The organism is Pseudomonas sp. 1912-s, from assembly GCF_029269205.1.
Classification (GTDB): Bacteria; Pseudomonadota; Gammaproteobacteria; order Pseudomonadales; family Pseudomonadaceae; genus Aquipseudomonas.
In genome coordinates this window covers 91,071-118,016 of sequence record NZ_JARIXR010000022.1, presented here as the reverse complement: position 1 = coordinate 118,016, position 26,946 = coordinate 91,071, and the positions used below count along the sequence as shown (strand labels likewise).

Genomic DNA, 26,946 nt, shown 5'->3' with positions numbered 1-26,946 from the left:
CTTGGGTATGGATTTACGCGTTTCTAAGTCAGGACAGAAAGATAATCGTCGCAGCTTGAGCAAGCGTGGCGACTCAGAAGCGCGTCGTCTTTTGCACAACGCAGCAATGGCGGCCAGCCGAACGGCTGCATGGAAGGAGTTTTATCAAGCACAACGGGCGCGGGGTTATAGCACCACTCAGGTACTGGTAATGCTGGCCCGTAAGCTTGCTCGAGTGGTATTTGCATTGCTGAAAGGACAAAGCGAATACCAACCAAAGGTTGGTTGAGGGTTGCCCCTCAACCATAGAATCTCCCACTTTAACCCGATGCTGTTTCCGGAATCAGCGGCTTTGGCGTTGTTGTAACAACAGGTTGCTAAACCCTGCGCCCGCCAGTTGCTTCTGGGCCACGGTCAGCTGTTCACGGTTGCTGAACGGCCCCACCAGCACGCGATACCAGGTCGCATCCTTCACGGTGCCCGATTCAACCGTCACCGCCTGCCCCAGCAGAATAATCTGCGCACGTACACGGTCCGCATCTGCCTGTTTCGGGAACGAGCCCGCCTGCAGGAAGAACTTGGTCACCGGCGCCGCCTTGGTGGTGGCAACCGGTGGCGGTGGCGGCGGGGTAATCCCGGCCAACGCAGCCTGGGCCCGGGCAGTGTCGATTTTCGCCGCTTCCGCCGGCGTCACCGGTGTGGTTGGCACAGGCTGCGGCGTCGGCAGGGTTTTCTCCGGCACGGCATCCGGCGGCACGATCACTTCCGATTCCGGCAGCAGCGTGTAGAAGTCGTACTTCGGCTTCACCGGCGCTGTCGGGCTAGGGACGGTCTTGTTCGCCTCGGCCATTTTCGTGGCCTTCTGCTGCTCTTGCTTGACCCGTTTGACGTCATCGCCCTTGCCCGGATCCAGCTTCATCAGGAACACCACAAATGCGCCGACCGTCAGGCCGATCGCCAGCCACATCCAGCCCGGGATAGGTTTCTTCGCCGGTGCCTGGTAGCGGCTGGCGCCGCGCTTGGGTGCAGGTTTTTTCTTGGCAGCCAACTTACATACGCTCCAGAGTTTCCAGGCCCAACAGCTCCAGGCCTTGCTTGAGGGTCCGTCCTGCCAGTGCGGCGAGGCGCAGGCGGCTCTGCTTTTGGGCTTCGTCGTCTGCGGTCAGGATCGGGCAGTTCTCGTAGAAGCTGGAGAACAAACCGGCGACTTCGTACAAATAGGTGCAAAGGATGTGCGGCGTGCCTTTTTCGCCGACGCTGTTCAGCACTTCGCCGAATTGCGCCAGCTTGGCGGCCAGCTCCTGCTCGTGTGGCGCCTCAAGGTTGATCTGGCCTTCCACTTCGCTGAAGTCCTTGCCCAGCTTGCGGAACACGCCGGCCACACGGGTGTAGGCATACAGCAGGTAGGGCGCAGTGTTGCCTTCGAAGTTGAGCATCAATTCGAAGTTGAAGCTGTAGTCGCTGGTGCGGTGCTTGGACAGGTCGGCATATTTCACCGCGCCAATCCCTACCACGCGGGCGATGTTGCGCAGGTCGGCTTCGGCCAGCTCCGGGTTCTTTTCCTTCACCAGGTTGTAGGCGCGGTCCTGGGCTTCGGTCAGCAGGTCGATCAGCTTCACGGTGCCGCCGTCACGGGTCTTGAACGGGCGGCCATCGGCGCCGTTCATGGTGCCGAAGCCCATGTGCTCCATCTGCATCGGGTGGGTCACGAAACCGGCGCGGCGCGCCACTTCGAACACTTGCTGGAAGTGCAGGGCTTGGCGCTGGTCAACGAAATACAGGGCACGGTCGGCTTTCAGCACGCCGCTGCGGTAGCGCACGGCCGCCAGGTCGGTGGTGGCGTAGAGATAGCCGCCGTCGGCCTTGACGATGATCACCGGCAGCGGGTCGCCGTCGGCGGTCTTGAATTCTTCGAGGAATACGCACTGGGCGCCATTGCTCTCAACCAGCAGGCCCTTGGCCTTGAGGTCGTTGACCACGTTGATCAGGTCGTCGTTGTAGGCGCTTTCGCCCATCACGTCAGCCATCGTCAGTTTGACGTTGAGCAGCTCGTAGATTTCCTGGCAGTGGGACAGCGAGATCTCGCGGAAGCGGCCCCACAGCTCCAGGCATTCGGCATCGCCGGCTTGCAGCTTGACCACCAGGCCACGGGCGCGGTCGGCGAATTCTTCGGATTCGTCGAAACGCTTCTTGGCGGCGCGGTAGAAGTTCTCCAGGTCCGACAGCTCGTTGCTGGTGATCGGGTTTTCCTGCAGATAGGCCATCAACATGCCGAACTGAGTGCCCCAGTCGCCCACGTGGTTCTGGCGGATCACGTCGTCGCCGAGGAACTCCAGGACCCGTGCCACGCCGTCGCCGATGATGGTGGAGCGCAAGTGGCCCACGTGCATTTCCTTGGCCAGGTTCGGTGCCGACAGGTCGATGGCTACGCGCTGTGCCGGGCCGGCCTTGCGCACGCCGATTTTGGCGTCGGCCAGGGCCGCGTCCAGGCGCGAAGCCAGGGCCTGGGTGTTCTGAAAGAAGTTGATAAAGCCAGGGCCGGCGATTTCCGCCTTGGTGACCTGCGGGTCGGCCGGCAGCGCGGCGATGATTTTTTCCGCGAGGTCGCGTGGCTTCAGGCCGGCGGGCTTGGCCAGCATCATCGCAATGTTGCTGGCGAAATCACCGTGGGTCTTGTCACGGGTATTTTCCACCTGGATCGCCGGCGTCAGGCCTTCAGGCAACACACCTTCGTTGACGAGTTGGGTGAGGGCTTGTTGGATCAGCTGGCGAATGGTGTCTTTCATCGTGTTCTCTTTCGACCGCAAGCGGTGGCGCGCGATGCGCAGGTGGAAAAACTGGGCATTATCCGTGGCGCGGGCGGGCTTGCCAACCTTCGCTGGACCTTGACGGACGATTAACCTGTGGCGAGGGAGCTTGCTCCCGCTGGGCTGCGAAGCAGCCCCACACTTTTGGGAGCGTTTCGCACTCCAGCGGGAGCAAGCTCCCTCGCCACAGGGGGTTAGTACAAATCTACCGGGTCTACGTCCAACGACCATCTCACCTGGCGACCGCTCGGCATTTGCTCCAGGGCAAGTAACCAGCTGCTTAATAAACGATGCAGCGGGGCACGGGCACTGGCTTGCAAGAGTAGCTGGGCGCGGTAGCGGCCGGCGCGGCGTTCCATCGGAGCGGGCACGGGGCCCAGCAGCTCGATGCCGGTCAGACCCAGTTCCCCCAGTAAACGTTCAGCCTCGCTGCACGCTTCATCGAGGAAACCTTCGGCCTGCCCGGGTTTGTGCGCCTCGGCCCGCAGCAGCGCCAGGTGCGCAAACGGCGGCAAACCGGCGGAGCGGCGTTCGCTCAAGGCTTGTTCGGCGAACGCAAAGTAGCCTTGTTCTGTCAGTTGAATCAGCAATGGATGGTCGGCCAGGTGCGTCTGGATGATCACCTTGCCCGGCTCTTCGGCCCGCCCGGCCCGGCCTGCGACCTGCACGATCAGCTGGGCCATGCGCTCGCTGGCGCGAAAATCTCCGGAGAACAACCCGCCGTCGGCATCCAGGATCGACACCAGGGTCACCCGTGGGAAGTGATGCCCCTTGGCAAGCATCTGGGTGCCCACCAGGATGCACGGCTGGCCTTTCTGGATCGTGGCGAACAGCTGATTCATCGCGTCCTTGCGCGAGGTGCTGTCACGGTCAACCCGCAATACCGGGTAATCCGGGAACAGAATGCCCAAGCGCTCCTCGGCCCGCTCGGTGCCGGCGCCCACCGGCCGCAAGTCCACTTTGCCGCACTGCGGGCAGTGACGCGGCACCCGCTCCACATGGCCGCAGTGATGGCAGCGCAGCTCGCCGGAGCGCTGGTGCACGGTCATCCGCGCATCGCAGCGGTTGCACTCGGACATCCAGCCACAGTCATGGCACAGCAGCGTCGGCGCAAAACCCCGGCGGTTGAGGAACACCAGCACTTGCTGGCCCGCCGCGAGGGTTTGCCCGATGGCTTGTTGCATCGGCCCGGAAATGCCGCTGTCCAGCGGGCGACTTTTTACATCCAGGCGCAGGAAGCGTGGCTGCTTGGCACCGCCGGCCCGCTCGTTGAGGCGCAGCAGGCCGTAGCGGCCGGTGTAGGCGTTGTGCAGGCTTTCCAGGGAGGGAGTGGCCGAACCCAGCACAATCGGGATGTTTTCCTGGCGGGCGCGCACCAGCGCGAGGTCGCGGGCGTGGTAGCGCAGGCCTTCCTGCTGTTTATAGGAGCCGTCGTGTTCTTCGTCGATGATGATCAGCCCGGGATTTTTCATCGGGGTGAACAGCGCCGAACGGGTGCCGATAATAATGTCGGCCTCGCCGTCCCGGGCGGCGAGCCAGGATTCCAGGCGCTCGCGGTCGTTGACCGCCGAGTGCACCAGGGCGATGCGCGCGTTGAAGCGCTGTTCGAAACGCGCCAGGGTTTGCGGGCCGAGGTTGATCTCGGGGATCAGCACCAGCGCCTGTTTGCCGGCTTCGAGGGTTTCGCGGATCAACTGCAAATACACTTCGGTCTTGCCGCTGCCGGTCACGCCGGCCAGCAGGAACGCGTGGAAGCTGTCGAAACCGGCGCGAATCGCCTCGCAGGCGGCGCGTTGTTCCGGGTTGAGTGGCAGCTCCGGCTGGGCCAGCCAGTGTTCGTGGCGCTCACCGGGCGCGTGCTTGCGGATCTCCACTTGCACCATGCCCTTGGCCAGCAGCAAATCCAGGCTGTCCTTGCTCAGCATCAGCTTGCTTAATAGCTGATGGGCGACGCCGTGGGGGTGCTGGGCCAGCGTCGCCAGGGCTTCTCGCTGGCGCGGGGCGCGGGCGATGCGCGGGTCGTCCATGCGCGCGCCCGGCACCATCGACCAGAAACGCTCCTGGCGCGCCTCGGCCAGTTCGCCCTGGCGCAACAGCACCGGCAGCGCCCAGCTCAAGGTGTCGCCGAGGCTGTGCTGGTAATACTGCGAGGTCCACAGGCACAGCTTGAACAGCGCGGGCGGCAGCGGGGGCGTGGTGTCGAGGATGGCCACGGCGGGCTTGAGCTTCTCGGCGGGCACTTCACTGTGATCGGCGACCTCTACCAGGATGCCGATCATCTCCCGGCGGCCAAACGGCACCCGCACGCGCATGCCGGGCTGCAACTGCGACCGCAATACGCCGGCAGGTGCCCGGTAATCGAACAGGCGGCGCAGGGGCGAGGGCAGGGCGAGGCGCAAAATGGCGTCGGGCACGCGGGGGTTCTCATATGACGGGCGGCGAAGAAGGGCGGGAGCCTAGCAGACCAGCGGTGGATGTGGGAGCCGGGCTTGCCCGCGACAGTATCGACACGGTGCGCCTGAGACACCGCAGCGCCTGCATCGCGGGCAAGCCCGGCTCCCACAGTGCCTTGTGTATGCCGCGCTTTTCTGATGAAAGGGGCCGTAGTGCTTCTTGCGCGTTTAAAAAGGTCTGGTAGAATCCGCGGCCTAATTACGTGCGGTATTCAACAATAGTGTTGATTGGCGGCACGCTAGCCTGAGGAATACACCATGAAAGCCGATATCCATCCAAACTATGTTGCCATCGACGTTACCTGCAGTTGCGGTAACAAGTTCGAAACCCGTTCGACTTTCGGCAAAGCTCTGCCAATCGACGTGTGCAACGAGTGCCACCCGTTCTACACCGGCAAGCAGAAGACTCTGGATGTTGGCGGCCGTGTTGATCGCTTCAAGACCCGCTTCGGTGCTTTCGGCGCTAAAGCTGCTCCTAAAGCCGAGTAAGGCTGGTTCGCTTGGATGGCCTGTATGGCTTGTCCTCGCTGATGAAAAAGGCGTCCCTGGTGGGCGCCTTTTTTGTGTCTGCGATTTGGCTCGCGCCCGCCCAGGCCGAGGTGTTCTGCCCGGCGCCCACGACCGTGGCCACGTTCGACGTGCAACGGGTGGTGGATGGCGACACCGTGCGCCTCAAGGACGACCGCAGCGTGCGCATGATCGGCGTCAATGCCCCGGAAACCGGCAAGAAGGGCCGCACTGACGAGCCTTTCGCCGTGGCTGCTCGCGAGCGTTTGCAAAGCCTGGTGGATGCGAGCAACGGGCGAGTGGGCGTGGTGCCCGGCCGTGAGAGCAAGGACCGGTACGGGCGCACCCTGGCCCATCTCTACGGCGCCAACGGTGCGAATCTGGAGGCGCAGTTGCTCGCCGAAGGCCTCGGTTTCCTGGTGGCGGTCGCGCCGAATGTGGAGCTGGTTACCTGCCAGCAGGCCGCGGAACGCAGCGCCCGGCAGGCCCGTTTGGGGGTGTGGCGTCAGTCACCGGTGGTCGATGCGGCGAAGATCCAGCGCTCGGGCTTTGCCGTGGTCAGTGGCCAGGTGAGCAACATCGAGCGCAATCGCGGCGGAATCTGGATTGAGTTGCAGGACTCACTGGTATTACGCATTGCACCCAATCTTGTGGACCAGTTCGACAGCGCGGTGTTAAACGGTTTGCAGGGCCAGTCCATCGAAGCCCGAGGCTGGGTGCTGGACCGTTCCCGACACGGCGGCCTGAAAAATGGCCAGGCGCGCTGGCTGTTGCCACTGACCGATCCCGGCATGCTTCAGCGGATGCCGTAAGAAAAAAATTGTAGACATTTTTTCGTGTGATTGTGAACAGTTGAGCCCTTGTATCCCGTGGCTCTTGGCCAAAAGTCGTAGGGCAGGGCCCTTGACACCTGTGACTGCCCAGTCTTGTGGGGACTTTGCGACACGCGTATCCTCGGCGGTCCGTCGACCAACAGTAAAAGCGGAATGCCGATATGTCTGATTTGAAAACTGCCGCTCTCGAATATCATGCCCATCCTCGTCCAGGAAAGCTGAGTGTAGAGCTCACCAAAGCCACTGCCACCGCCCGCGACCTGTCGCTGGCCTACAGCCCTGGCGTTGCCGAGCCCGTACGTGAAATCGCCCGCGATCCTGAACTGGCTTACAAGTACACCGGCAAAGGCAACCTGGTTGCAGTGATCTCTGATGGCACCGCGATCCTGGGCCTGGGTAACCTCGGCCCATTGGCTTCCAAGCCAGTCATGGAAGGTAAAGGCGTGCTGTTCAAGCGCTTCGCCGGCATTGACGTATTCGACATCGAAGTCGACTCCGAGAGCCCACAGGCTTTCATCGACACCGTAAAACGTATCTCCATTACGTTCGGTGGCATCAACCTGGAAGACATCAAGGCACCTGAGTGCTTCGAGATCGAAAAGGCCCTGATCGAACAGTGCGACATTCCGGTTTTCCACGATGACCAGCACGGCACCGCAATCGTTACTGCGGCCGGCATGATCAACGCCCTGGAAATCGCTGACAAAACCCTCGGCGAAGCCAAGATCGTGTGCCTGGGCGCCGGCGCTGCAGCCATCTCCTGCATGAAGTTGCTGGTGAGCATGGGCGCCAAGCTGGAAAACATCTACATGGTCGACAGCAAGGGCGTTGTTCAGTCCGAGCGTACCGACCTGAACCAGTACAAGGCGATGTTCGCGCATCCGTCCTCCAAGCGTACCCTGGCTGACGCCCTCGACGGTGCAGACGTGTTCGTTGGCCTGTCCGGCCCGAACCTGCTGAGCGCCGAAGGCCTCAAGTCCATGGCGGCCAACCCGATCGTGTTCGCGTGCTCCAACCCGGACCCGGAGATCTCCCCGGAACTGGCCCACGCCACCCGTAGCGACGTGATCATGGCCACCGGCCGTTCGGACTACCCGAACCAGGTCAACAACGTTCTGGGCTTCCCGTTTATCTTCCGTGGTGCCCTGGACGTTCGCGCCAAGCGCATCAACGAAGAGATGAAAGTGGCTGCCGCCAATGCCCTGCGTGAACTGGCCAAGCTGCCGGTGCCTCAGGAAGTGTGCGACGCCTACGGCGGTATCAAGCTGGAATTCGGTCGTGAATACATCATCCCGAAACCAATGGATAAGCGCCTGATCACCCTGATCTCCGATGCCGTGGCCAAAGCCGCGATCGAGACCGGTGTGGCCACCCTGCCGTATCCGAAGCACTACCCGCTGCAAAGCGTGGATGATGTGTTCAACGGCTAAGCCGTTGTAGCGCACCAACAAAAAGCCCCGGCTCTTGCGAGTCGGGGCTTTTTTTGTGGCTGGCGATTACGTCAGAACAAGTCGATCGGCGCCGCCTCATCCGCCGGCAGCGGGCTGCCCGGTGCAACACCGTTGCCCAGTTCGTTGACCGACGGTGGCGTGTCTTCGCTCTTGAACAGCTCGAAGTACGCATTTGGCGTGCTCGGTGCTGCCGCACGACCGCTGACCGGGTCGATCCGCAGGCTGAGAATGCCTTCCGGCTCAGGCTGGGTATGCAGCGGCATATCCTTGAGCGCGGCACCCATGTAGCTCATCCAGATCGGCAGTGCGACAGTACCGCCGAACTCGCGGCGACCGAGGCTTTCCGGCTGGTCGTAACCGGTCCATACGGTGGTCACGTAATCGGCGTTGTAGCCCGAGAACCATGCATCCTTGGAGTCGTTGGTGGTACCGGTTTTACCGGCGATGTCAGCGCGGCCCAGGGCCAGTGCGCGACGGCCAGTACCCTTCTTGATCACGTCTTCCAGGATGCTGTTGAGGATGTAGGTGGTACGGCCATCCACGACACGCTCAGCCACGGCCGGCGCTTGTGGCGCGGCGGGTGCACCGGCGGCCGGGGCTTCGCCTGGCGTCGGCTCGATGGTGATGCCGCCGTTGGTCGGTGCTGCCTGGCCGTCAGTGGCTGCGACGCCATTGACCACGTCGCCCGGAACCCGTGGCGGGTTGGCGGTGAACAGGGTTTCGCCGCTACGGCTTTCGATCTTGTCGATCAGGTACGGCGTGATCTTGTAGCCGCCGTTGGCAAAGGTGCTCCAGCCGGTGGCGATTTCCATCGGCGTCAGCGTGGCCGTACCCAGTGCCAGGGACAGGTTGGGCGGCAGGTCCGACTTGTTGAAGCCGAAGCGGGTGATGTAGTCGATGGTCTTGCCTACACCCATCGCTTGCAGCAGGCGGATCGACACCAGGTTACGCGACTTGTACAGCGCCTCGCGGATGCGGATCGGGCCAAGGAAGGTGTTGGTGTCGTTCTTCGGGCGCCAGACCTTGTCCAGGTACTCGTCGACAAACACGATCGGTGCATCGTTGACCAGGCTGGCGGCGGTGTAGCCGCTGTCCAGGGCGGCGCTGTAGATGAACGGCTTGAAGCTCGAACCTGGCTGGCGCTTGGCTTGGGTGGCGCGGTTGTAGTTGCTCTGCTCGAAGGCAAAGCCGCCGACCAGGGCACGGATTGCACCGTTCTGCGGGTCAAGCGATACCAGTGCGCCCTGTGCCACCGGCACCTGGCTGAATTTCAGGCTGTCGTCTTTCTGGCGCTGCACGCGGATCAGGTCACCGACCTGCGCCACGTCCGACGGCTGCTTGGGCATCGCGCCCATGCTGTTGGTGTTCAGGAACGGGCGAGCCCATTTCATGCTGTCCCACGACACATGTTCTTCGCCAGTGCGGGTCAGTACCTGCACGCCATCTTTCTTCACCTGGGTGACGATGGCGGGCTCAAGGCCGCTGATCGGGCGCTGTTTGCCCAGCTCGACGGTCCAGGCGCTCAGGGTCTTGCCCGGCAGGCGCGATTCAGGGCCACGGTAGCCGTGACGCTGATCGTAGGCGACCAGGCCATCGTGCACCGACTTGTTGGCGATTTCCTGCAGGTTGCTCGGAATCGTGGTGGTCACGCGGAAACCTTCGGTGTACGCCTCGCTGCCGTAACGGCCGACCATCTCGGCACGGGCCATTTCGGCGATATACGGGGCATTCACTTCCGGCGTTGGTACGTGGTAGCTGGCGTTCAACGGCTCGGCCACGGCACTTTCGTACGCGGCCTGGTCGATCTTGCCCAGTTTGTACATGCGGCCCAGGATCCAGTCGCGACGCTCTTTACTGCGCGCCGGGTTGGCCAGCGGGTTGAAGCGTGAAGGCGCCTTTGGCAGGCCGGCAATCATCGCCATCTGCGCCAGGCTGGCGTCACGAATCGACTTGCCGTAGTAAACCTGGGAAGCCGCCTCGATGCCGTAGGCACGGTTGCCGAGGTAGATCTTGTTGACGTACAGCTCAAGGATCTCGTCCTTGGTCAGCTGACGTTCGATCTGCAACGCCAGGAGGATTTCCGTGGCCTTGCGGGAAAAGCTGCGTTCGCTGGTCAGGAAGAAGTTCTTCGCCACCTGCATGGTGATGGTGCTGCCACCGGACTGAATGTGTCCGCTTTTTACCAACTGCGTGGCGGCCCGCACCAGGCTGCTTGGGTCGACGCCATAGTGATTGGCGAAGTTATCGTCTTCAGCCGACAGCAGGGCGTTGATGAAATTGGGTGGAATGTCGGCGAAACGGATCGGGGTGCGGCGCATTTCGCCGAACTCCGCGATCAGTTTTTCATCGCTGCTGTAGACCCGCAAAGGAATCTGCAACTGGATACTTCTCAGGGCCTCTACGGAGGGCAAACCCGGACTAAGGTAGAGATAGGCCCCGCTGAGCACGAGCATCAGCCCGCAGACGATCGCGACAATGGAGTACCCGAAAAACTTCAGCAGACGAATCAAGGCTTTTGGATTTCCAAGGAAAAGAATGGGTTAGGCGTCGGGGCATGCACGGCAAGCGGTGGATCGACCCGGCCAGCAGATAAACGCGGGAAAAAACGCTGGGCATTAAAGCATTTTTCGGCTTCGGGCGTCATTCGCGCCGCTCGTACAAGCCGACCGAATGCATGAAGCCTGGCAACAATCAGTCCGTAAGACAGGGAAAGTTTTGGGGAGTTTTATGCGAAAGGGATTTTTCAGGCGAAAAGCCGATGCCGTCCTCGGTGTTGATATCAATGACGCCGGTGTCAAGTTGGTGGAGCTGGAGGTTTCAGGCGGCGGCTACAGCGTCCGGGCCTATGGCATGCAGCAGTTGCCGGCCCATGCGGTGGTCGACAGCAGCGTGGTCGATTTTGATGCCGTCGCGCAGGCCCTTTCCCGGGCGCTGGCACAGGCCCATACATCACTCAGGCAGGCCGCCGTGGCCGTGGCCGGGCCTTCGGTGATTACCCGGGTGATCGAGATGGAGGTGGGGCTCACCGAGGCTGAAATGACGCGTCGAATCCACGTGGAAGCAGACCAGTACATTCCTTATCCGTTGGAAGATGTGGCCATCGACTTTCAGGTGCAGGGCCCGTCGGCCCATGATCCACAGCGAATCGAGGTGCTGCTGGTTGCCTGCCTCAAGGAGCAGGTGGAGGCCCGTGAGGCGGTTTTGGCCCTGGCCGGGCTGGCGACGCGGATAGTGGATGTCGAAGCATTTGCATTGGCTCGCGCGGGCAGGCAGGCTTCGGGCAGCATCACGCCGGGCCGTCGTGTCGATGGCGCGCGATGGGCCGTGGATGCCCAGGGAATGGGAGTGGCCTGTGGGTTGGCCCTGAGGAGTTTCGACTGATGACACGAATCAACCTGCTGCCGTGGCGCGCAGAACGGAATGAGCGGCGGCGCAAATACTTCCTGGTGTTCTTGCTGGGGGCTGCGGCTGTGGCCCTGGCTGCGGTATGGCTGGCAGACCAGGTGATCGATCGCGCGATTGACCGGCAAATGGCTCGCAACAGCCAGTTGAGCCAGGGTGTCACCGGGCTCGACTCCCGGATCAAGGCCATCGACGAGTTGCATGAACAGCGCCAGCAGTTGATGGAGCGGATGAAGGTCGTGCAGGGTTTGCAGGACGACCGTTCGAAGGGTGCCCAGTTGCTGGACCAGTTGGCCCGTGCCGTGCCGGACGGCGTGCAGTTGCGAGAGGTGAGCGTGGACGGTGGTTCTGTTTCGATCAGCGGCACTGCCGAGTCGAACCAGGACATTGCTCAGTTGATGCGTGGCCTTGAGGCCGCGGATGACTTGCAGGCGCCAAGGCTTCAACGGGTTCGGGGCGCGCAGGGCGGCGATGACAACGGCTTTCAACTGACGGTGCGCCATGGTCATTCGGATGAGGTGCGCCAATGAGAGGGGCGTCAGGCCTGCCAAGGCTGACGGAACTTGAAATTGCCCAGCTCTACCGAAACGCCGCCAACTGGCCCCTGCCTGCCAAGGCGTTGCTGGGTGGCGCGGTTGTTTGCCTGCTGTGGATAGCGGGCAGCACCTTCTACTTGAGCGGGTCACGGGCGCAATTGCACCAGCTAGAGGTGCAGGAAGGGGTACTTGAGCAGCAGGTAGCGCTGAAGACCAGCCAGGCAGCGGGTCTGGAATCTCAGGCCCGCGCACTGGAAACGATGCAAGGCCGTTTCGCCAACCTGTTGCGGCAGTTGCCAGCCGATACCGAAGTGCCCGGCCTGCTTGAAGATATCAGCCGCCTGGGTGCCGCCAATGGCCTGGTACTGGAGAGCATCGAACTTCTGGGTGAGCAGCCTCGGCCCCTCTACATCGAGCTGCCCATGCAGATTGGCGTCACCGGGGCTTTTCCTGATCTGGCGGCGTTCATCAACGGCGTGGCCGGTTTGCCTCGGATTGTTACGGTGCATGACTTGGCGTTCAGCCACGCAAATCCCTCGTTGTTGCGCCTCAGCCTGGTGGCCAAGACTTATCGCTACCACCAGCAGGCGGGTGATGACTTGCGCGATTCATCGCAGGCTTTGGCCGAATCCGGTCCGCCGCCAGTTGCCTACGATTTTGCGTCCTTGCGTGATCCTTTCCAGTCGCCCTCTCGCCAGCGTGTGCGGCCCGTTGGGCGACCGGCGACGGGCCCCGATCTCGCCAGGCCCCGAGGCGTGCTCGAAAGCCTCGCCGTGGAGCAGTTCGAGATGGTCGGCACCTTGTCCCTGGGGACGCAAACCTTCGCGCTGCTGCGTGGAGCCGCGTCTATCCATCGCCTGGCAATCGGCGATTACCTGGGCCCGGACCACGGGCGCATCACTGCGATTCATGACTCCCATGTCGAGCTGGCCGAGCTTTTCCCGGATGGCCAGGGCGCTTGGCTGGAACGCTCGCAAACCCTTGCCCTGAACGTAAACTCATAACGGAAACAAACAATGAAAAGGACTTTTTCGTCCTTCGGTGTGGCGCTATGGATAGCGTTCACGGCACCGATGGTCCTGGCTGTGCCCAATCGAATCGACCTGATTCACCTGCCGCCACCTGGCAACGTGCCCCTGAGCACCGCACGGGTTGCATTTACTGGCGACAAGCTGTCCCTCAATTTCCAGAACATAGAACTGCGTGCGGTGCTGCAGCAGATTGCCGATGTTGCCGGCCTCAATCTGGTGGCCAGCGATGAGGTGCAGGGTTCGATCACCTTGCGGCTCAAGGACGTGCCATGGGACCAGGCCCTGGACCTGGTGCTGCAAACCAAGGGGTTGGATAAGCGTGTGACGGCCAACGTGCTGCTGGTCGCGCCGGCGGAGGAGTTGGCCGCTCGGGAGTTGCTGGTGCTGGAGTCGCGCAAGCAAATGACTGAGTTGGCGCCGCTGCGCCGCGAGTTGTTGCAGGTCAACTATGCCAGGGCGGCGGACCTGGCCAAGCTGTTCCAGTCGGCCGTGGGCCTGGAAGGTGCAACCGATGAGCGCGGCTCGGTGGCGGTGGATGACCGCACCAACAACATCATCGCCTACCAGACCCAGGAGCGCCTGGAGGAGCTGCGCCGGATCGTCGCGCAGCTGGATATACCGGTGCGGCAGGTGATGATCGAGGCGCGGATTGTCGAGGCCAATGTGGATTACGACAAAAGTCTCGGCGTGCGCTGGGGCGGACAGGCCAACCGGGGGAACTGGGGCGCTGGCGGGATCAGAACCCCGCTGGCGGACGGAGCCGAGCCGCCCGAAAGTCCGCCCAGCTCACCGTTTGTCGATCTGGGTACGGTCAACGGCAGCGCCGGCCTGGGTGTCGCCTTCATCACCGACAACCTGCTGCTGGACCTGGAACTGACTGCCATGGAAAAAACCGGCAACGGGGAAATTGTCTCGCAGCCCAAGGTGGTCACCTCCGACAAGGAAACCGCGCGAATCCTAAAGGGTACCGAGATTCCCTATCAGGAGTCCAGTTCTACCGGGGCCACCTCGGTGTCATTCAAGGAGGCCTCGCTGTCGCTGGAAGTGACCCCGCAAATCACCCCGGATGGCTGGGTGATCATGGAGGTCAAGGTTACCAAGGATGAGCCCGACTACCTGAACAAACTCAACGACGTGCCGCCGATCAAGAAAAACGAGGTCAACGCCAAGGTGTTGGTCAAGGATGGGGAGACCATCGTGATTGGCGGGGTTTTCTCCAATACTCAAAGCAAAGTGGTAGATAAAGTGCCATTTTTGGGCGATGTGCCGTATCTTGGCCGCCTTTTCCGGCGGGATGTGGTTTCGGAGAAAAAATCCGAGCTGCTGGTATTCCTGACTCCGCGTATTATGAATAACCAGGCGATTGCTGTGAGTCGTTGATTCTGTGCGAAATTTGATTCTTGTTGGACCGATGGGGGCTGGAAAAAGCACCATCGGCCGTTTGCTGGCCAAAGAGCTGCGCCTGCCATTCAAAGATTCCGACAAGGAAATTGAATTGCGCACGGGCGCCAATATCCCGTGGATCTTCGATAAGGAAGGCGAACTGGGCTTTCGCGACCGCGAGCAGGCGATGATTGCCGAGCTGTGCGGCTGCGATGGCGTGGTATTGGCCACCGGCGGCGGCGCGGTGATGCGCGATGAGAATCGCCGGGCGCTGCACGCCGGCGGTCGCGTGGTTTACCTGCATGCCTCTGTCGAGCAGCAGGTGGGCCGCACCGCTCGCGATCGCAATCGCCCGTTGTTGCGCACCGCCGACCCGGCGAAAACCCTGCGGGACCTGCTGACGCTGCGCGACCCGCTTTATCGGGAAATCGCCGATCTGGTGGTGGAAACCGATGAGCGGCCGCCACGAATGGTCGTTCTCGACATTCTTGAGCGCCTGGCGCAGTTGCCACCCCGTTAAAGCCAGAGCCGAAATGCGCTATTCTCGGCGGCGCGTCATGACCGTCCGAGTTGTGGCGTAGAGCCATCAGGCGGCGTCAGATCCCGACGTTGCCGACAACGTTAATGTAGGGCAATACGCCTGCTTTCATCTTCAACGCGGGGACACATGCAGACACTTAAGGTCGATCTTGGCGAGCGCAGCTACCCGATCCACATTGGCGAAGGTTTGTTGGACCTGCCCGAGTTGCTCGCACCGCATATTGCCGGGCGACAAGTGGCGATCATCTCCAACGAAACGGTCGCGCCGCTGTATCTTGAGCGTCTGAGCCGCAGCCTGGCGGCGTACTCGGTGATCTCGGTGGTGTTGCCTGACGGCGAGGCCTTCAAGACCTGGGAAACCCTGCAACTGATCTTCGATGGCCTGCTGACGGCCCGTCATGACCGGCGCACCACTGTGGTGGCGCTGGGCGGTGGGGTGATCGGCGACATGGCCGGCTTTGCGGCCGCCTGCTATCAGCGCGGCGTGGATTTTATCCAGGTGCCGACCACCTTGCTGTCCCAGGTCGATTCGTCGGTGGGTGGCAAGACCGGCATCAACCACCCGCTGGGCAAGAACATGGTCGGCGCGTTCTATCAGCCGAATGTGGTGCTGATCGACACCGCGACCCTCAATACCCTGCCGCCTCGCGAGTTGTCCGCAGGCCTGGCGGAAGTCATCAAGTACGGGCTGATCTGCGACGAGCCGTTCCTGACCTGGCTTGAAGAGCATGTCGACGCCCTGCGCGCCCTGGACCAGGTGGCACTGACCGAAGCGATTTCCCGCTCCTGCGCCGCCAAGGCACTGGTGGTGAATGCCGACGAGCGTGAGTCCGGCGTACGCGCTACCTTGAACCTCGGCCACACCTTCGGCCATGCGATCGAGACCCACATGGGCTATGGTGTGTGGTTGCATGGAGAGGCCGTAGCGGCTGGCACGGTAATGGCACTTGAGATGTCGCAGCGCCTGGGCTGGATCAGCGCCCAGGAGCGTGATCGCGGGATCCGCCTGTTCCAGCGCGCCGGGTTGCCGGTCATTCCTCCCGAGGAGATGACCGAGGCAGATTTTCTCGAACACATGGCAATAGACAAGAAAGTGATCGACGGTCGACTGCGACTGGTGCTGTTGCGCCGAATGGGCGAAGCGGTAGTGACCGACGATTATCCGAAAGAGATTTTACAGGCCACGCTGGGAGCGGATTACCGCGCCCTGGCCCAGCTTAAAGGTTAATAAGATCCCGATGACTAGTTTGCATGCCGACGAGGCGTTCCTCGGCCATTACCAGTTAAGCCACGACCCTTTTGCTCCACGGGTGCCTGGTTTCAAATTTTTCCCTGCGCAACGCAAGCCGGTGCTGGGGCAATTGCACCACCTGGCGCGCTACAGCCAGCTGTTGCTGGTGGTCACCGGCCCATTGGGCAGCGGCAAGACCTTGCTGCGCCAGGCGCTGGTTGCCAGCACCAACAAGCAATCGGTGCAGAGCGTGGTGGTTTCCGCCCGTGGCGCCGGTGATGCGGCAGGTGTGTTGCGTCAGGTAGCCCAGGCCCTGGACGTGTCCACTGCCGAGCCGAACGCAATCCTCAAGCAAGTGGTGCAACTGGGCCTGACGGGCCAGGAAGTCTACCTGCTGGTGGACGACGCCGAGCAGCTCGACGAATCCGCCCTGGAGGCCTTGCTGGCCCTGGCGGCCGGTACGCCTGAAGGTCGCCCCCATGTGTTCCTGTTTGGCGAGTCTTCGCTGATTGCCGAGCTGGAGCAGATCAGCGGCGAGCAGGAGCTGTTCCACGTCATCGAACTGCAGCCTTACGAAGAGGAAGAAACCCGCGAATACCTGGCCCAACGGCTGGAAGGCGCAGGGCAGGGCATCGAACTTTTCTCTGCTTCGCAGATCTCTGATATTCACGAAAGCTCCGACGGCTGGCCTGGCACCATCAACCAGGTTGCCCGGGATGCAATGATCGAAGCCATGATTGCCAGCCGCTCAGCGGTTAAGCGTCCAAAGATGGGGTTTACTATGCCGAAGAAGCACGTATTGGCAATTTCTGCCGTTGTCGTGGTCGCTGTCGCCGCCGCCTGGTTGATTCCAGGTCGCAACAAGGCCCCGACCACCGCTGGCGCGCCAACCGAACAGGCGCAGTTGCCACTGGGCAAGCCAACACCGAACGTTGAATTTGCCAACTCCGGCCAACCCACCAACCTGCCAATGGTTGGCCAGCCTGTGATGCGTGGCCCGCTGGCCGAGGCTGCGGGCGGTATCAGCGAAGGGGATGACGGCGTGCCGGTTGAAGGCTCCAGCGCCACGCCACCGACCGTCACCACCACTGCACCACCGGCTGGCGTACCAGCGGGTCAGCCGGCTGCCAAGCCTGCGCCTGCACCGGCCCAGGTTGCCACCGCCAAGCCGGCGCCGGTTGCCAAGCCTGTAGCCCCGGCGCCGGTGGCCAAACCGGCTCCAGCCGCCAAGCCTGCTGAAAAACCTGTGACCGTGGCCAAGGCCGGCGCCACCGGCAGCAGCTGGTACAGCAGCCAGCCTACCGGTAACTTCGTGGTGCAGATCCTCGGCACCAGCTCCGAAGCCAACGCCCAGGCGTTCGTGAAAGAGCAGGGCGGCGAGTACCGTTATTTCAAGAAAGTACTCAACGGCAAGCCTCTCTACGTGATCACTTACGGCAACTTCTCCAGCCGTACCGCAGCGGAATCCGCTATCAAGGCCTTGCCAGCGAAGGTTCAGGCTGGTAAACCTTGGCCTCGCACTGTCGCCAGCGTTCAACAAGAACTGGCAACAACTCGCTGAAGATCCGGCGGCCTTACCCAGGCCGCCCTCTCGGCACCTCAAAAAAAACAACACAGCGTGCAGCCCTGAAGGCCGCGCGCTTTGTGGTGTCTGCGTCACAGTAGCTTTTGAGTCGTAGCGGTCAGAATTAAAAAAGTTTTGACTAGCACAGCATATCGCTTTAAACCTTTCATAAATGCGACATAGATTTGCGACATGTCGTCGCTAAATTTGTGAGCGTCTGTGTCGGTGTGTACAATGACCTCCCTTTTGCCCCCGCTAAGCCGGCGTACGTTCGGCGTGGAAGGTAACCGGTTGAATTGAAAAGAAATTTGCCTCGAAATAAGAGGCAGCCTGGTGAGAAAGTGTCTATGAAAGCAGGTCTGTACCAACCCGATGAATTCAAGGATAACTGCGGTTTCGGCCTGATAGCCCATATGCAGGGCGAGCCCAGTCATACCCTTTTGCAAACGGCCATCGAGGCCCTGACCTGCATGACCCACCGCGGTGGGATCAACGCCGACGGCAAGACCGGTGACGGTTGCGGCTTGCTGATTCAAAAGCCCGACCAGTTCCTGCGCGCTGTCGCCAAGGAGCATTTCGGCACCGATTTGCCCAAGCAGTACGCCGTGGGCATGGTGTTCTTCAACCAGGACCCGGTAAAAGCCGAAGCCGCTCGCGAGAACATGAACCGCGAGATCCTGGCCGCCGGCCTGCAGCTCGTCGGCTGGCGCAAAGTGCCAATCGACACCAGCGTACTCGGCCGCCTGGCCCTGGAGCGCCTGCCGCAGATCGAACAAGTGTTCATCGCCGGCGACGGCCTGAGCGACCAGGACATGGCGATCAAGCTGTTCACGTCCCGTCGTCGCTCGTCCGTGGCCAACGCTGCCGACACCGACCACTACATCTGCAGCTTTTCCCACAAGACCATCATTTATAAAGGCCTGATGATGCCGGCGGATTTGACCGCCTTCTATCCAGACCTGAGCGATGAGCGCCTGCAAACCGCAATCTGCGTGTTCCACCAGCGCTTCTCCACCAACACCCTGCCGAAATGGCCGCTGGCCCAGCCATTCCGCTTCCTCGCCCACAATGGCGAGATCAACACCATCACCGGCAACCGCAACTGGGCTGTGGCCCGTCGCACCAAGTTCGCCAACGACCTGATGGACCTGGAAGAGCTCGGCCCGCTGGTCAACCGCGTGGGTTCCGACTCCTCCAGCATGGACAACATGCTCGAGCTGATGGTCACCGGCGGCATCGACCTGTTCCGTGGCGTGCGCATGATCATTCCGCCAGCGTGGCAGAACGTCGAGACCATGGACCCCGACCTGCGGGCGTTCTATGAGTACAACTCGATGCACATGGAACCGTGGGACGGCCCGGCCGGCGTGGTAATGACCGACGGTCGCTACGCCGTGTGCCTGCTTGACCGTAACGGCTTGCGCCCGGCGCGTTGGGTGACCACCACCAACGGCTTCATCACCCTGGCGTCGGAAATCGGCGTGTGGAATTACCAGCCGGAAGACGTGATCGCCAAGGGCCGCGTCGGCCCGGGCCAGATCCTCGCCGTGGACACCGAAACCGGTCAGATCCTCGACACCGATGCGATCGACAACCGCCTGAAGTCCCGTCACCCGTACAAGCAATGGCTGCGCAAGAACGCCCTGCGCATCCAGGCGACCATGGAAGACAACGACCACGGTTCGGCTTTCTACGACGTCGACCAGCTCAAGCAGTACATGAAGATGTACCAGGTCACCTTCGAAGAACGTGACCAGGTGCTGCGTCCATTGGGCGAGCAAGGCTACGAGGCCGTCGGCTCCATGGGCGATGACACGCCAATGGCCGTGCTGTCCCAGCGCGTGCGCACGCCGTACGACTATTTCCGTCAGCAGTTCGCCCAGGTGACCAACCCGCCGATCGACCCGCTGCGTGAAGCCATCGTGATGTCGCTGGAAGTGTGCCTCGGTGCCGAGCGCAACATCTTCCAGGAATCGCCTGAGCACGCTTCCCGCGTGATCCTCAGCTCGCCGGTCATTTCCCCGGCCAAGTGGCGTTCGTTGATGACCCTGGATCGGCCGGGCTTCGACCGGCAGATCATCGACCTGAACTACGACGAGAGCCTCGGCCTGGAAGCCGCTGTGCGCAACGTTGCCGATCAGGCTGAAGAAGCCGTGCGCGCCGGTCGTACCCAGATCGTCCTGACCGACCGCCACATTGCCCCGGGCAAGCTGCCGATCCACGCATCCCTGGCTACCGGTGCGGTGCACCACCGCCTGACCGAAAAAGGCCTGCGTTGCGACTCCAACATCCTGGTTGAAACCGCCACCGCCCGCGACCCGCATCACTTTGCGGTGTTGATCGGCTTCGGCGCCTCCGCGGTGTACCCGTTCCTGGCGTACGAAGTACTCGGCGACCTGATCCGCACCGGTGAAGTCCTGGGCGACCTCTACGAGGTGTTCAAGAACTACCGTAAAGGCATCACCAAGGGCCTGCTGAAGATCCTGTCGAAGATGGGCATCTCCACCGTCACGTCCTACCGCGGCGCTCAATTGTTCGAAGCCATCGGCCTGTCGGAAGAAGTCTGCGAGATGAGCTTCCGTGGTGTGCCGAGCCGCATCAAGGGCGCACGTTTCGTCGACATCGAAGCCGAACAGAAAGCCCTGGCAGCCGAAGCCTGGAGCGCGCGCAAGCCGATCCAGCAAGGCGGCCTGCTGAAGTTCGTGCACGGTGGCGAATACCACGCCTACAACCCGGACGTGGTCAACACCCTGCAAGCTGCCGTACAGCAGGGCGACTACGCCAAGTTCAAGGAATACACCGCGCTGGTGGATAACCGCCCGGTGTCGATGATCCGCGACCTGTTCAAGGTGAAAACCCTGGACACGCCGCTGGCCATCAGCGAGATCGAACCACTGGAGTCGATCCTCAAGCGTTTCGACTCCGCCGGTATTTCCCTGGGCGCCTTGTCGCCTGAGGCTCACGAAGCCCTGGCCGAAGCCATGAACCGCCTGGGTGCGCGTTCCAACTCCGGTGAAGGCGGTGAAGACCCGGCGCGTTACGGCACCATCAAGAGCTCGAAAATCAAGCAGGTTGCCACGGGCCGTTTCGGCGTGACCCCGGAATACCTGGTCAACGCCGAAGTGCTGCAGATCAAGGTGGCCCAGGGCGCCAAGCCGGGTGAAGGCGGACAACTGCCAGGCGGCAAGGTCAACGGCCTGATCGCCAAACTGCGTTACGCAGTGCCGGGCGTGACCCTGATTTCGCCGCCGCCGCACCACGACATCTACTCCATCGAGGATTTGTCGCAGCTGATTTTCGACCTGAAACAAGTCAACCCGCAGGCGCTGGTCTCGGTGAAACTGGTCGCGGAAGCCGGCGTGGGCACCATCGCCGCCGGTGTGGCCAAGGCCTATGCCGACCTGATCACCATCTCCGGCTACGACGGCGGCACCGGCGCTTCGCCGCTGACCTCCATCAAGTACGCTGGCGCGCCGTGGGAACTGGGCCTGGCGGAAACTCACCAGACCCTGCGCGGCAACGACCTGCGCGGCAAGGTCCGGGTGCAGACCGACGGTGGCCTGAAAACCGGCCTCGACGTGATCAAGGCTGCGATCCTCGGCGCCGAAAGCTTCGGCTTCGGCACCGCACCGATGATCGCCCTGGGCTGCAAATACCTGCGCATCTGCCACCTGAACAACTGCGCCACCGGCGTGGCCACTCAGAACGAGAAGCTGCGCAAGGACCACTACATCGGTACTGTCGACATGGTGGTGAATTTCTTCACCTACGTCGCCGAAGAAACCCGTGAGTGGCTGGCCAAGCTGGGCGTGCGCTCCCTGGAAGAGCTGATCGGCCGTACCGATCTGCTGGACATCCTCGAAGGCCAGACCGCCAAGCAGCAGCACCTGGACCTGACGCCGTTGTTGGGCAGCGACCACATCCCGGCCGACAAGCCACAGTTCTGCCAGGTTGACCGCAACCCGCCGTTCGACAAGGGCCTGCTGGCCGAGAAGATGGTCGAGATGGCCAGTTCGTCGATCAACGACGCGAGCGGCGGCGAATTCGCCCTGGATATCTGCAACTGCGACCGTTCCATCGGCGCACGCATCTCCGGCGAAATCGCACGCAAGCACGGCAACCAGGGCATGGCCAAGGCGCCGATCACCTTCCGCTTCAAGGGCACCGCTGGCCAGAGCTTCGGCGTATGGAACGCCGGTGGCCTGAACATGTACCTCGAAGGCGACGCCAACGACTACGTGGGCAAGGGCATGACCGGCGGCAAGCTGGTGATCGTTCCGCCTGCGGGCAGCGTCTACAAGACTCAAGACAGTGCGATCATCGGCAACACCTGCCTGTACGGCGCAACGGGCGGCAAGCTGTTTGCAGCCGGTACGGCGGGTGAGCGTTTCGCGGTGCGTAACTCCGGTGCCCACACCGTGGTTGAAGGCACCGGCGATCACTGCTGCGAGTACATGACCGGTGGCTTTGTCGCGGTGCTGGGCAAGACCGGCTACAACTTCGGTTCGGGCATGACCGGCGGTTTCGCCTACGTGCTCGACCAGGACAACACCTTCGTCGACAAGGTGAACCACGAGTTGGTGGAGATCCAGCGGATCAGCGGCGAAGCGATGGAATCCTATCGCAACCACTTGCAGCATGTGCTGGACGAATATGTCGAGGAAACCAACAGCGAATGGGGTCGTAACCTCGCTGAAAACCTCGATGACTACCTGCGCCGTTTCTGGCTGGTCAAGCCCAAGGCTGCCAACCTGAAATCGTTGCTTTCCAGCATCCGTGCCAACCCGCAGTGATATGCGCCTGAAGAGTTTGATGAGGTTTTAACATGGCTGAACGTCTGAATAACGACTTCCAGTTCATCGATGTCGGGCGCAAAGATCCGAAGAAGAAACTGTTGCGTCAACGCAAGAAAGAGTTCGTGGAAATCTACGAGCCCTTCAAACCCCAGCACTCGGCCGACCAGGCCCACCGCTGCCTGGGGTGCGGTAACCCGTATTGCGAATGGAAGTGCCCGGTGCACAACTTCATTCCCAACTGGTTGAAATTGGTGGCCGAGGGCAACATCCTCGCCGCCGCCGAGCTGTCGCACCAGACCAACACCCTGCCGGAAGTCTGCGGCCGGGTGTGCCCGCAGGATCGTCTGTGCGAGGGTGCGTGCACCCTCAACGACGGCTTCGGCGCGGTGACCATCGGTTCGGTGGAGAAGTACATCACCGACACCGCGTTCGCCATGGGCTGGCGTCCGGACATGTCCAAGGTCAAGCCGACCGGCAAGCGCGTGGCGATCATCGGCGCAGGCCCGGCGGGCTTGGGCTGTGCTGACGTGCTGGTGCGTGGCGGCGTGACCCCGGTGGTGTTCGACAAGAACCCGGAAATCGGTGGCCTGCTGACCTTCGGCATCCCCGAGTTCAAGCTGGAAAAAACCGTACTGAGCCATCGTCGCGAAGTCTTCACCGGCATGGGTATCGAGTTCCGCCTCAATACCGAAATCGGCAAAGACGTGACCATGGAGCAACTGCTCGAAGAATACGATGCCGTGTTCATGGGCATGGGCACCTACACCTACATGAAGGGCGGCTTTGCCGGTGAGGACCTGCCGGGCGTGTACGACGCCCTGGATTTCCTGATCGCCAACGTCAACCGCAACCTGGGCTTTGAAAAGTCGCCGGAAGATTTCGTCGACATGAAAGGCAAGAAGGTCGTGGTGTTGGGCGGTGGTGACACCGCGATGGACTGCAACCGTACGTCGATTCGCCAGGGCGCCAAGTCGGTGACCTGTGCGTACCGTCGTGACGAAGCCAACATGCCGGGCTCGCGCAAAGAGGTGAAGAACGCCAAGGAAGAAGGCGTGAAATTCCTCTACAACCGCCAGCCGATCGCCATTGTCGGCGAGGACCGTGTCGAAGGCGTGAAAGTGGTCGAGACCCGTCTCGGCGAACCGGACGCCCGTGGCCGTCGCAGCCCTGAGCCGATCCCGGGTTCCGAAGAGATCATCCCGGCTGACGCCGTGGTCATCGCCTTCGGTTTCCGCCCAAGCCCGGCGCCGTGGTTCGAGCAGTTCGAGATCCAGACCGACAGCCAGGGCCGCGTCGTCGCCCCGGAACAAGGCCAGTACAAACACCAGACCAGCAACCCGAAAATCTTCGCGGGTGGCGACATGGTTCGCGGTTCTGACCTGGTGGTAACCGCGATCTTCGAAGGGCGCAATGCCGCTGAAGGGATCCTGGATTACCTGCAGGTCTGATCCTGATCCCGAGTTGAAATGGGATCAAAATGTGAGAGCTGGCTTGCCTGCGATAACGATGTTGAATTCACCACCGCCATCGCAGGCAAGCCAGCTCCCACACAAACCCCATTCCACATTGGGGTTTGTGATACCAGTCATTGCGACAAATTGACCCGATAGACAAAAGGCACGGCTCACTCCGTGCCTTTTGCGTCGCGCTCTGAGAAAATGCCCGCACTTTTTTTGCGGATGCCGACATGACTGCCCTCAAGAACGACCGTTTCCTTCGTGCCCTGCTCAAGCAACCCGTGGACGTCACCCCTGTGTGGATGATGCGCCAGGCCGGTCGCTACCTGCCGGAATACCGCGCCAGTCGCGCCCACGCCGGCGACTTCATGAGCCTGTGCATGAACCCGGAGTTCGCCTGCGAAGTCACGATGCAACCGCTGGACCGCTATCCACAGCTGGATGCGGCCATCCTCTTCTCCGATATCCTGACCATCCCCGACGCCATGGGCCAAGGCCTGTACTTCGAAACCGGCGAAGGCCCGCGTTTCAAGAAAGTCGTCAGCACCCTGGCCGACATCGAAGCCCTGCCGATCCCTGATCCGCACAAAGACCTGGGCTACGTGATGGACGCCGTCAGCACCATCCGCCGCGAGTTGAACGGCCGCGTGCCGCTGATCGGCTTCTCCGGCAGCCCTTGGACCCTGGCCACCTACATGGTCGAAGGCGGTTCGTCGAAAGACTTCCGCAAGACCAAGGCCATGCTCTACGACAACCCGCAAGCCATGCACCTGCTGCTGGACAAGCTGGCGCAGTCGGTCACTTCCTACCTCAACGGCCAGATCATGGCCGGCGCCCAGGCGGTGCAGATCTTCGACACCTGGGGCGGTAACCTGTCGGCGGCGGCGTACCAGGAGTTCTCCCTGGCCTACATGCGCAAAATTGTCAGCGGCCTGATCCGTGAGCACGAAGGCCGCAAAGTGCCGGTCATCATGTTCACCAAGGGCGGTGGCCTGTGGCTGGAAAGCATCGCCGACGCCGGCGCCGACGCGCTGGGCCTGGACTGGACCTGCGACCTCGGCGAAGCCCGTCGCCGTGTAGGCAACAAAGTGGCGCTGCAAGGCAACATGGACCCGACCGTGCTGTACGCCAAGCCGGAAGCCATCCGCGCTGAAGTCGGGCGTATCCTCGCCAGCTACGGCAAAGGCAGCGGTCACGTGTTCAACCTTGGCCACGGCATCACCCCGGAAGTCGATCCGGAGCACGCAGGCGCGTTCCTGCGGGCGGTGCATGAATTGTCGGCGCAGTATCACGAGTGATAATGCGGCAATGAAAAAGCCCGGCAGATGCCGGGCTTTTTTGTGGGTGATATTTTTTGCGAGAGCACCGGCAGTCGTATGGTGGTTGAAATGTCCGTAATGAAGGACATAATCGACGTATCAGTTAAAAATGTCCGTTATAGGTAACATTATGCTCATCGCGAATCCAACCGCTCTAGGCGAAAGAATACGCCAGTTGCGTCGCGCCAAGGACTATAGCCAAGAACAGCTTGCGACCAAGGCCAAGTGCAATCGCAAGACCATCATTGGCCTTGAGGCGGGCGAAAATGTAGCGATGTATTCGGTATTCCGGGTTATCGCGGCATTGGGAATGGCTTTGGAAGTGGTGGATAAACGCATCGACCTCAAATCCCTTGCCGACCTGGTAGAGCTTGATGAGTAGGGTCAAGTTGCTCAATGTGACGACCCCGCAAGGGCATTCCGGCGAATTGTCGAAAGGTTCGCAGTTCGCGTTTTCTTACGACTCTGCCGAGGCCGCGCGGGAAGTGTCATTGGTCATGCCCTATGACCCGACGCCCTCGGTCAGTAACGTGCTGCATCCGATTTTCGATATGAACGTGCCGGAAGGGTTTCTGGCCGATCAGATCAAACGGCGGATGGCCAAGCATATGCAGGTGGATGAAATGCGCCTGTTATCGGTCATCGGTGGCAATCAGATTGGGCGCCTCACCTACCAGAATCCCGCTGAGGTATCAGTGGCTGTTCGTGCACAGGTGGGACTCCATGAAATTCTCTCGGCAGATACCTCCCGAGGTGTTTTCGAGTTTCTGGTGGATACCTATTTCGAGTCAGGAATTTCGGGCGTGCAGCCTAAGGTGCTGGTCCCGGATCTGGACAAGCTGACCGGCAGCCGCAAAACCATGCTCAGCTCCGACCTTATCGTAAAGTCCGGTGCTGACGAGTATGCCCACTTGGCACAGAATGAGTTCCTTTGCCTCGAGGCGGCCCGGATGGCAGGTCTGGAGACGCCTCCTTTCTGGCTTTCCGAAAGGGGTGATCTATTTGTCATGGAGCGTTTTGACCTGACCCCGAGCGGCAGGTTGGGCTTCGAAGACATGGCCGTTCTGCTGAGCCTCAACAAAGACCCGCATGACAATTACAAGTACTCCCAAAGTTACGAAACCCTTGCGGCGGTGATCAATGAGGTCTGTCGACATGGGGACCCGTTGCGCGAGCTTGAACGGTTTTTCTCTTCCGTCTGCCTGTCGGTCATGGTGCGTAATGGTGATGCTCACCTGAAAAATTTCGGGGTGACTTACACCCATCCAGAGGCCCGTGAAACGGTGAAGCTGGCACCGGTGTTCGATGTCACCACAACGACGGTGTATGAGAACTACAACCCTAAGTCTGGCCGCTCACTGGTTGATCGGACATTGGCAATCAAGATGAACAAGGTGAAGGCTTATCCTGATCGTCAGCAACTGATTGAATTCGGGCGTAAGCACTGTGTGGTGGACAAACCGGCGTTAATCATTGAGCGCGTCGCGCAGGCGATGTCGCAGGCGTTGGCCACGCATCAAGCACGCATCGATGCGGAGCTGTTTTCGGCAATGCAGGCGGAATGGGATGCAGGGCGTGCCATGGCACTTCATGACTCAGTAACGCCGGGCATGAAGCGAAAGCCTGTCGTGAAAAAGCCGCAGTGACGCGGCTTTTT

Annotated in this window: 20 protein-coding genes; 16 read left to right on the top strand and 4 right to left on the bottom strand. The window is 61.4% G+C overall.

Features of this window, described 5'->3' with window-relative positions; genetic code table 11:
• Positions 1-268 (top strand): transposase (locus P3C29_RS23870; RefSeq protein WP_275965611.1); only part of this gene is annotated, 268 nt, incomplete at its 5' end.
• Positions 269-322: 54 nt separating this feature from the next.
• Here P3C29_RS23870 and P3C29_RS23865 read toward each other — a convergent pair.
• From P3C29_RS23865 to P3C29_RS23855, 3 genes are all read right to left on the bottom strand, one after another.
• Positions 323-1,027 carry an SPOR domain-containing protein gene (locus tag P3C29_RS23865; RefSeq protein WP_010169192.1) on the bottom strand — a complete coding sequence of 235 codons (705 nt, stop codon included), beginning with the start codon at positions 1,025-1,027 and terminating at the stop codon, positions 323-325.
• A gap of 1 nt (position 1,028) precedes the next feature.
• Positions 1,029-2,765, bottom strand: a complete 1,737-nt coding sequence (gene argS / locus P3C29_RS23860) for an arginine--tRNA ligase (RefSeq protein ID WP_169386562.1) — start codon at positions 2,763-2,765, stop codon at positions 1,029-1,031.
• Positions 2,766-2,980: 215 nt separating this feature from the next.
• Positions 2,981-5,200: a primosomal protein N' gene (locus tag P3C29_RS23855; RefSeq protein WP_201125959.1), complete on the bottom strand. Its 2,220-nt coding sequence runs from the start codon at positions 5,198-5,200 to the stop codon at positions 2,981-2,983.
• 297 nt (positions 5,201-5,497) lie between these two features.
• Between P3C29_RS23855 and rpmE the strand changes: the two genes are divergently transcribed.
• The 3 genes from rpmE (at position 5,498) to P3C29_RS23840 (ending at position 8,009) form a co-directional block, all read left to right on the top strand.
• Positions 5,498-5,728, top strand: a complete 231-nt coding sequence (gene rpmE / locus P3C29_RS23850; protein WP_003209330.1) for a 50S ribosomal protein L31 — start codon at positions 5,498-5,500, stop codon at positions 5,726-5,728.
• Between the two features lie 41 nt (positions 5,729-5,769).
• A complete protein-coding gene (locus P3C29_RS23845) occupies positions 5,770-6,558 on the top strand; it encodes a thermonuclease family protein (RefSeq protein ID WP_275965612.1) in 789 nt (262 codons plus the stop codon).
• Positions 6,559-6,740: 182 nt separating this feature from the next.
• The gene (locus P3C29_RS23840) at positions 6,741-8,009 is read left to right on the top strand and encodes a malic enzyme-like NAD(P)-binding protein (protein ID WP_275965610.1); all 1,269 of its coding nucleotides are present in this window, start codon (positions 6,741-6,743) and stop codon (positions 8,007-8,009) included.
• Between the two features lie 71 nt (positions 8,010-8,080).
• Here the strand turns inward: P3C29_RS23840 and P3C29_RS23835 are convergent, their stop codons facing one another.
• Positions 8,081-10,540, bottom strand: coding sequence for a penicillin-binding protein 1A (locus P3C29_RS23835; RefSeq protein ID WP_201125960.1), 2,460 nt, complete (start codon positions 10,538-10,540; stop codon positions 8,081-8,083).
• Between the two features lie 217 nt (positions 10,541-10,757).
• Here P3C29_RS23835 and pilM point away from each other — a divergent pair, with 217 nt between their 5' ends.
• The 12 genes from pilM (at position 10,758) to P3C29_RS23775 (ending at position 26,935) form a co-directional block, all read left to right on the top strand.
• A complete protein-coding gene (pilM, locus tag P3C29_RS23830; RefSeq protein ID WP_201125961.1) occupies positions 10,758-11,411 on the top strand; it encodes a type IV pilus assembly protein PilM in 654 nt (217 codons plus the stop codon).
• On the top strand, positions 11,411-11,962 hold the full coding sequence (locus P3C29_RS23825) for a PilN domain-containing protein (RefSeq protein WP_201125962.1): 552 nt from the start codon (positions 11,411-11,413) through the stop codon (positions 11,960-11,962). Before pilM ends, P3C29_RS23825 begins: the two co-directional genes overlap by 1 nt.
• On the top strand, positions 11,959-12,972 hold the full coding sequence (locus P3C29_RS23820) for a pilus assembly protein PilP (RefSeq protein WP_275965609.1): 1,014 nt from the start codon (positions 11,959-11,961) through the stop codon (positions 12,970-12,972). The genes P3C29_RS23825 and P3C29_RS23820 overlap by 4 nt, the downstream gene beginning before the upstream one ends.
• Positions 12,973-13,041: 69 nt before the next feature.
• Complete coding sequence (locus P3C29_RS23815; RefSeq protein ID WP_201126264.1) at positions 13,042-14,379, top strand: type IV pilus secretin PilQ family protein; 1,338 nt, start codon at positions 13,042-13,044, stop codon at positions 14,377-14,379.
• A gap of 4 nt (positions 14,380-14,383) precedes the next feature.
• On the top strand, positions 14,384-14,902 hold the full coding sequence (gene aroK / locus P3C29_RS23810; protein WP_003209345.1) for a shikimate kinase AroK: 519 nt from the start codon (positions 14,384-14,386) through the stop codon (positions 14,900-14,902).
• Between the two features lie 147 nt (positions 14,903-15,049).
• A complete protein-coding gene (gene aroB / locus P3C29_RS23805; RefSeq protein ID WP_169386558.1) occupies positions 15,050-16,150 on the top strand; it encodes a 3-dehydroquinate synthase in 1,101 nt (366 codons plus the stop codon).
• 10 nt (positions 16,151-16,160) lie between these two features.
• Positions 16,161-17,714, top strand: coding sequence for an AAA family ATPase (locus P3C29_RS23800; protein ID WP_010169209.1), 1,554 nt, complete (start codon positions 16,161-16,163; stop codon positions 17,712-17,714).
• Between the two features lie 350 nt (positions 17,715-18,064).
• Entirely contained in the window at positions 18,065-22,510 is a 4,446-nt protein-coding gene (gene gltB / locus P3C29_RS23795) for a glutamate synthase large subunit (RefSeq protein WP_201125965.1), read from the top strand.
• 32 nt (positions 22,511-22,542) lie between these two features.
• Positions 22,543-23,961, top strand: a complete 1,419-nt coding sequence (locus tag P3C29_RS23790; protein WP_003209353.1) for an FAD-dependent oxidoreductase — start codon at positions 22,543-22,545, stop codon at positions 23,959-23,961.
• Positions 23,962-24,200: 239 nt separating this feature from the next.
• The gene (gene hemE, locus P3C29_RS23785) at positions 24,201-25,268 is read left to right on the top strand and encodes a uroporphyrinogen decarboxylase (protein WP_003209355.1); all 1,068 of its coding nucleotides are present in this window, start codon (positions 24,201-24,203) and stop codon (positions 25,266-25,268) included.
• Between the two features lie 151 nt (positions 25,269-25,419).
• Complete coding sequence (locus tag P3C29_RS23780) at positions 25,420-25,671, top strand: helix-turn-helix transcriptional regulator (protein ID WP_169386556.1); 252 nt, start codon at positions 25,420-25,422, stop codon at positions 25,669-25,671.
• Positions 25,664-26,935 (top strand): type II toxin-antitoxin system HipA family toxin, encoded by a 1,272-nt coding sequence (locus P3C29_RS23775; protein ID WP_201125966.1) that lies wholly within the window; start codon positions 25,664-25,666, stop codon positions 26,933-26,935. Before P3C29_RS23780 ends, P3C29_RS23775 begins: the two co-directional genes overlap by 8 nt.
• The last annotated feature ends 11 nt before the right edge of the window (positions 26,936-26,946 follow it).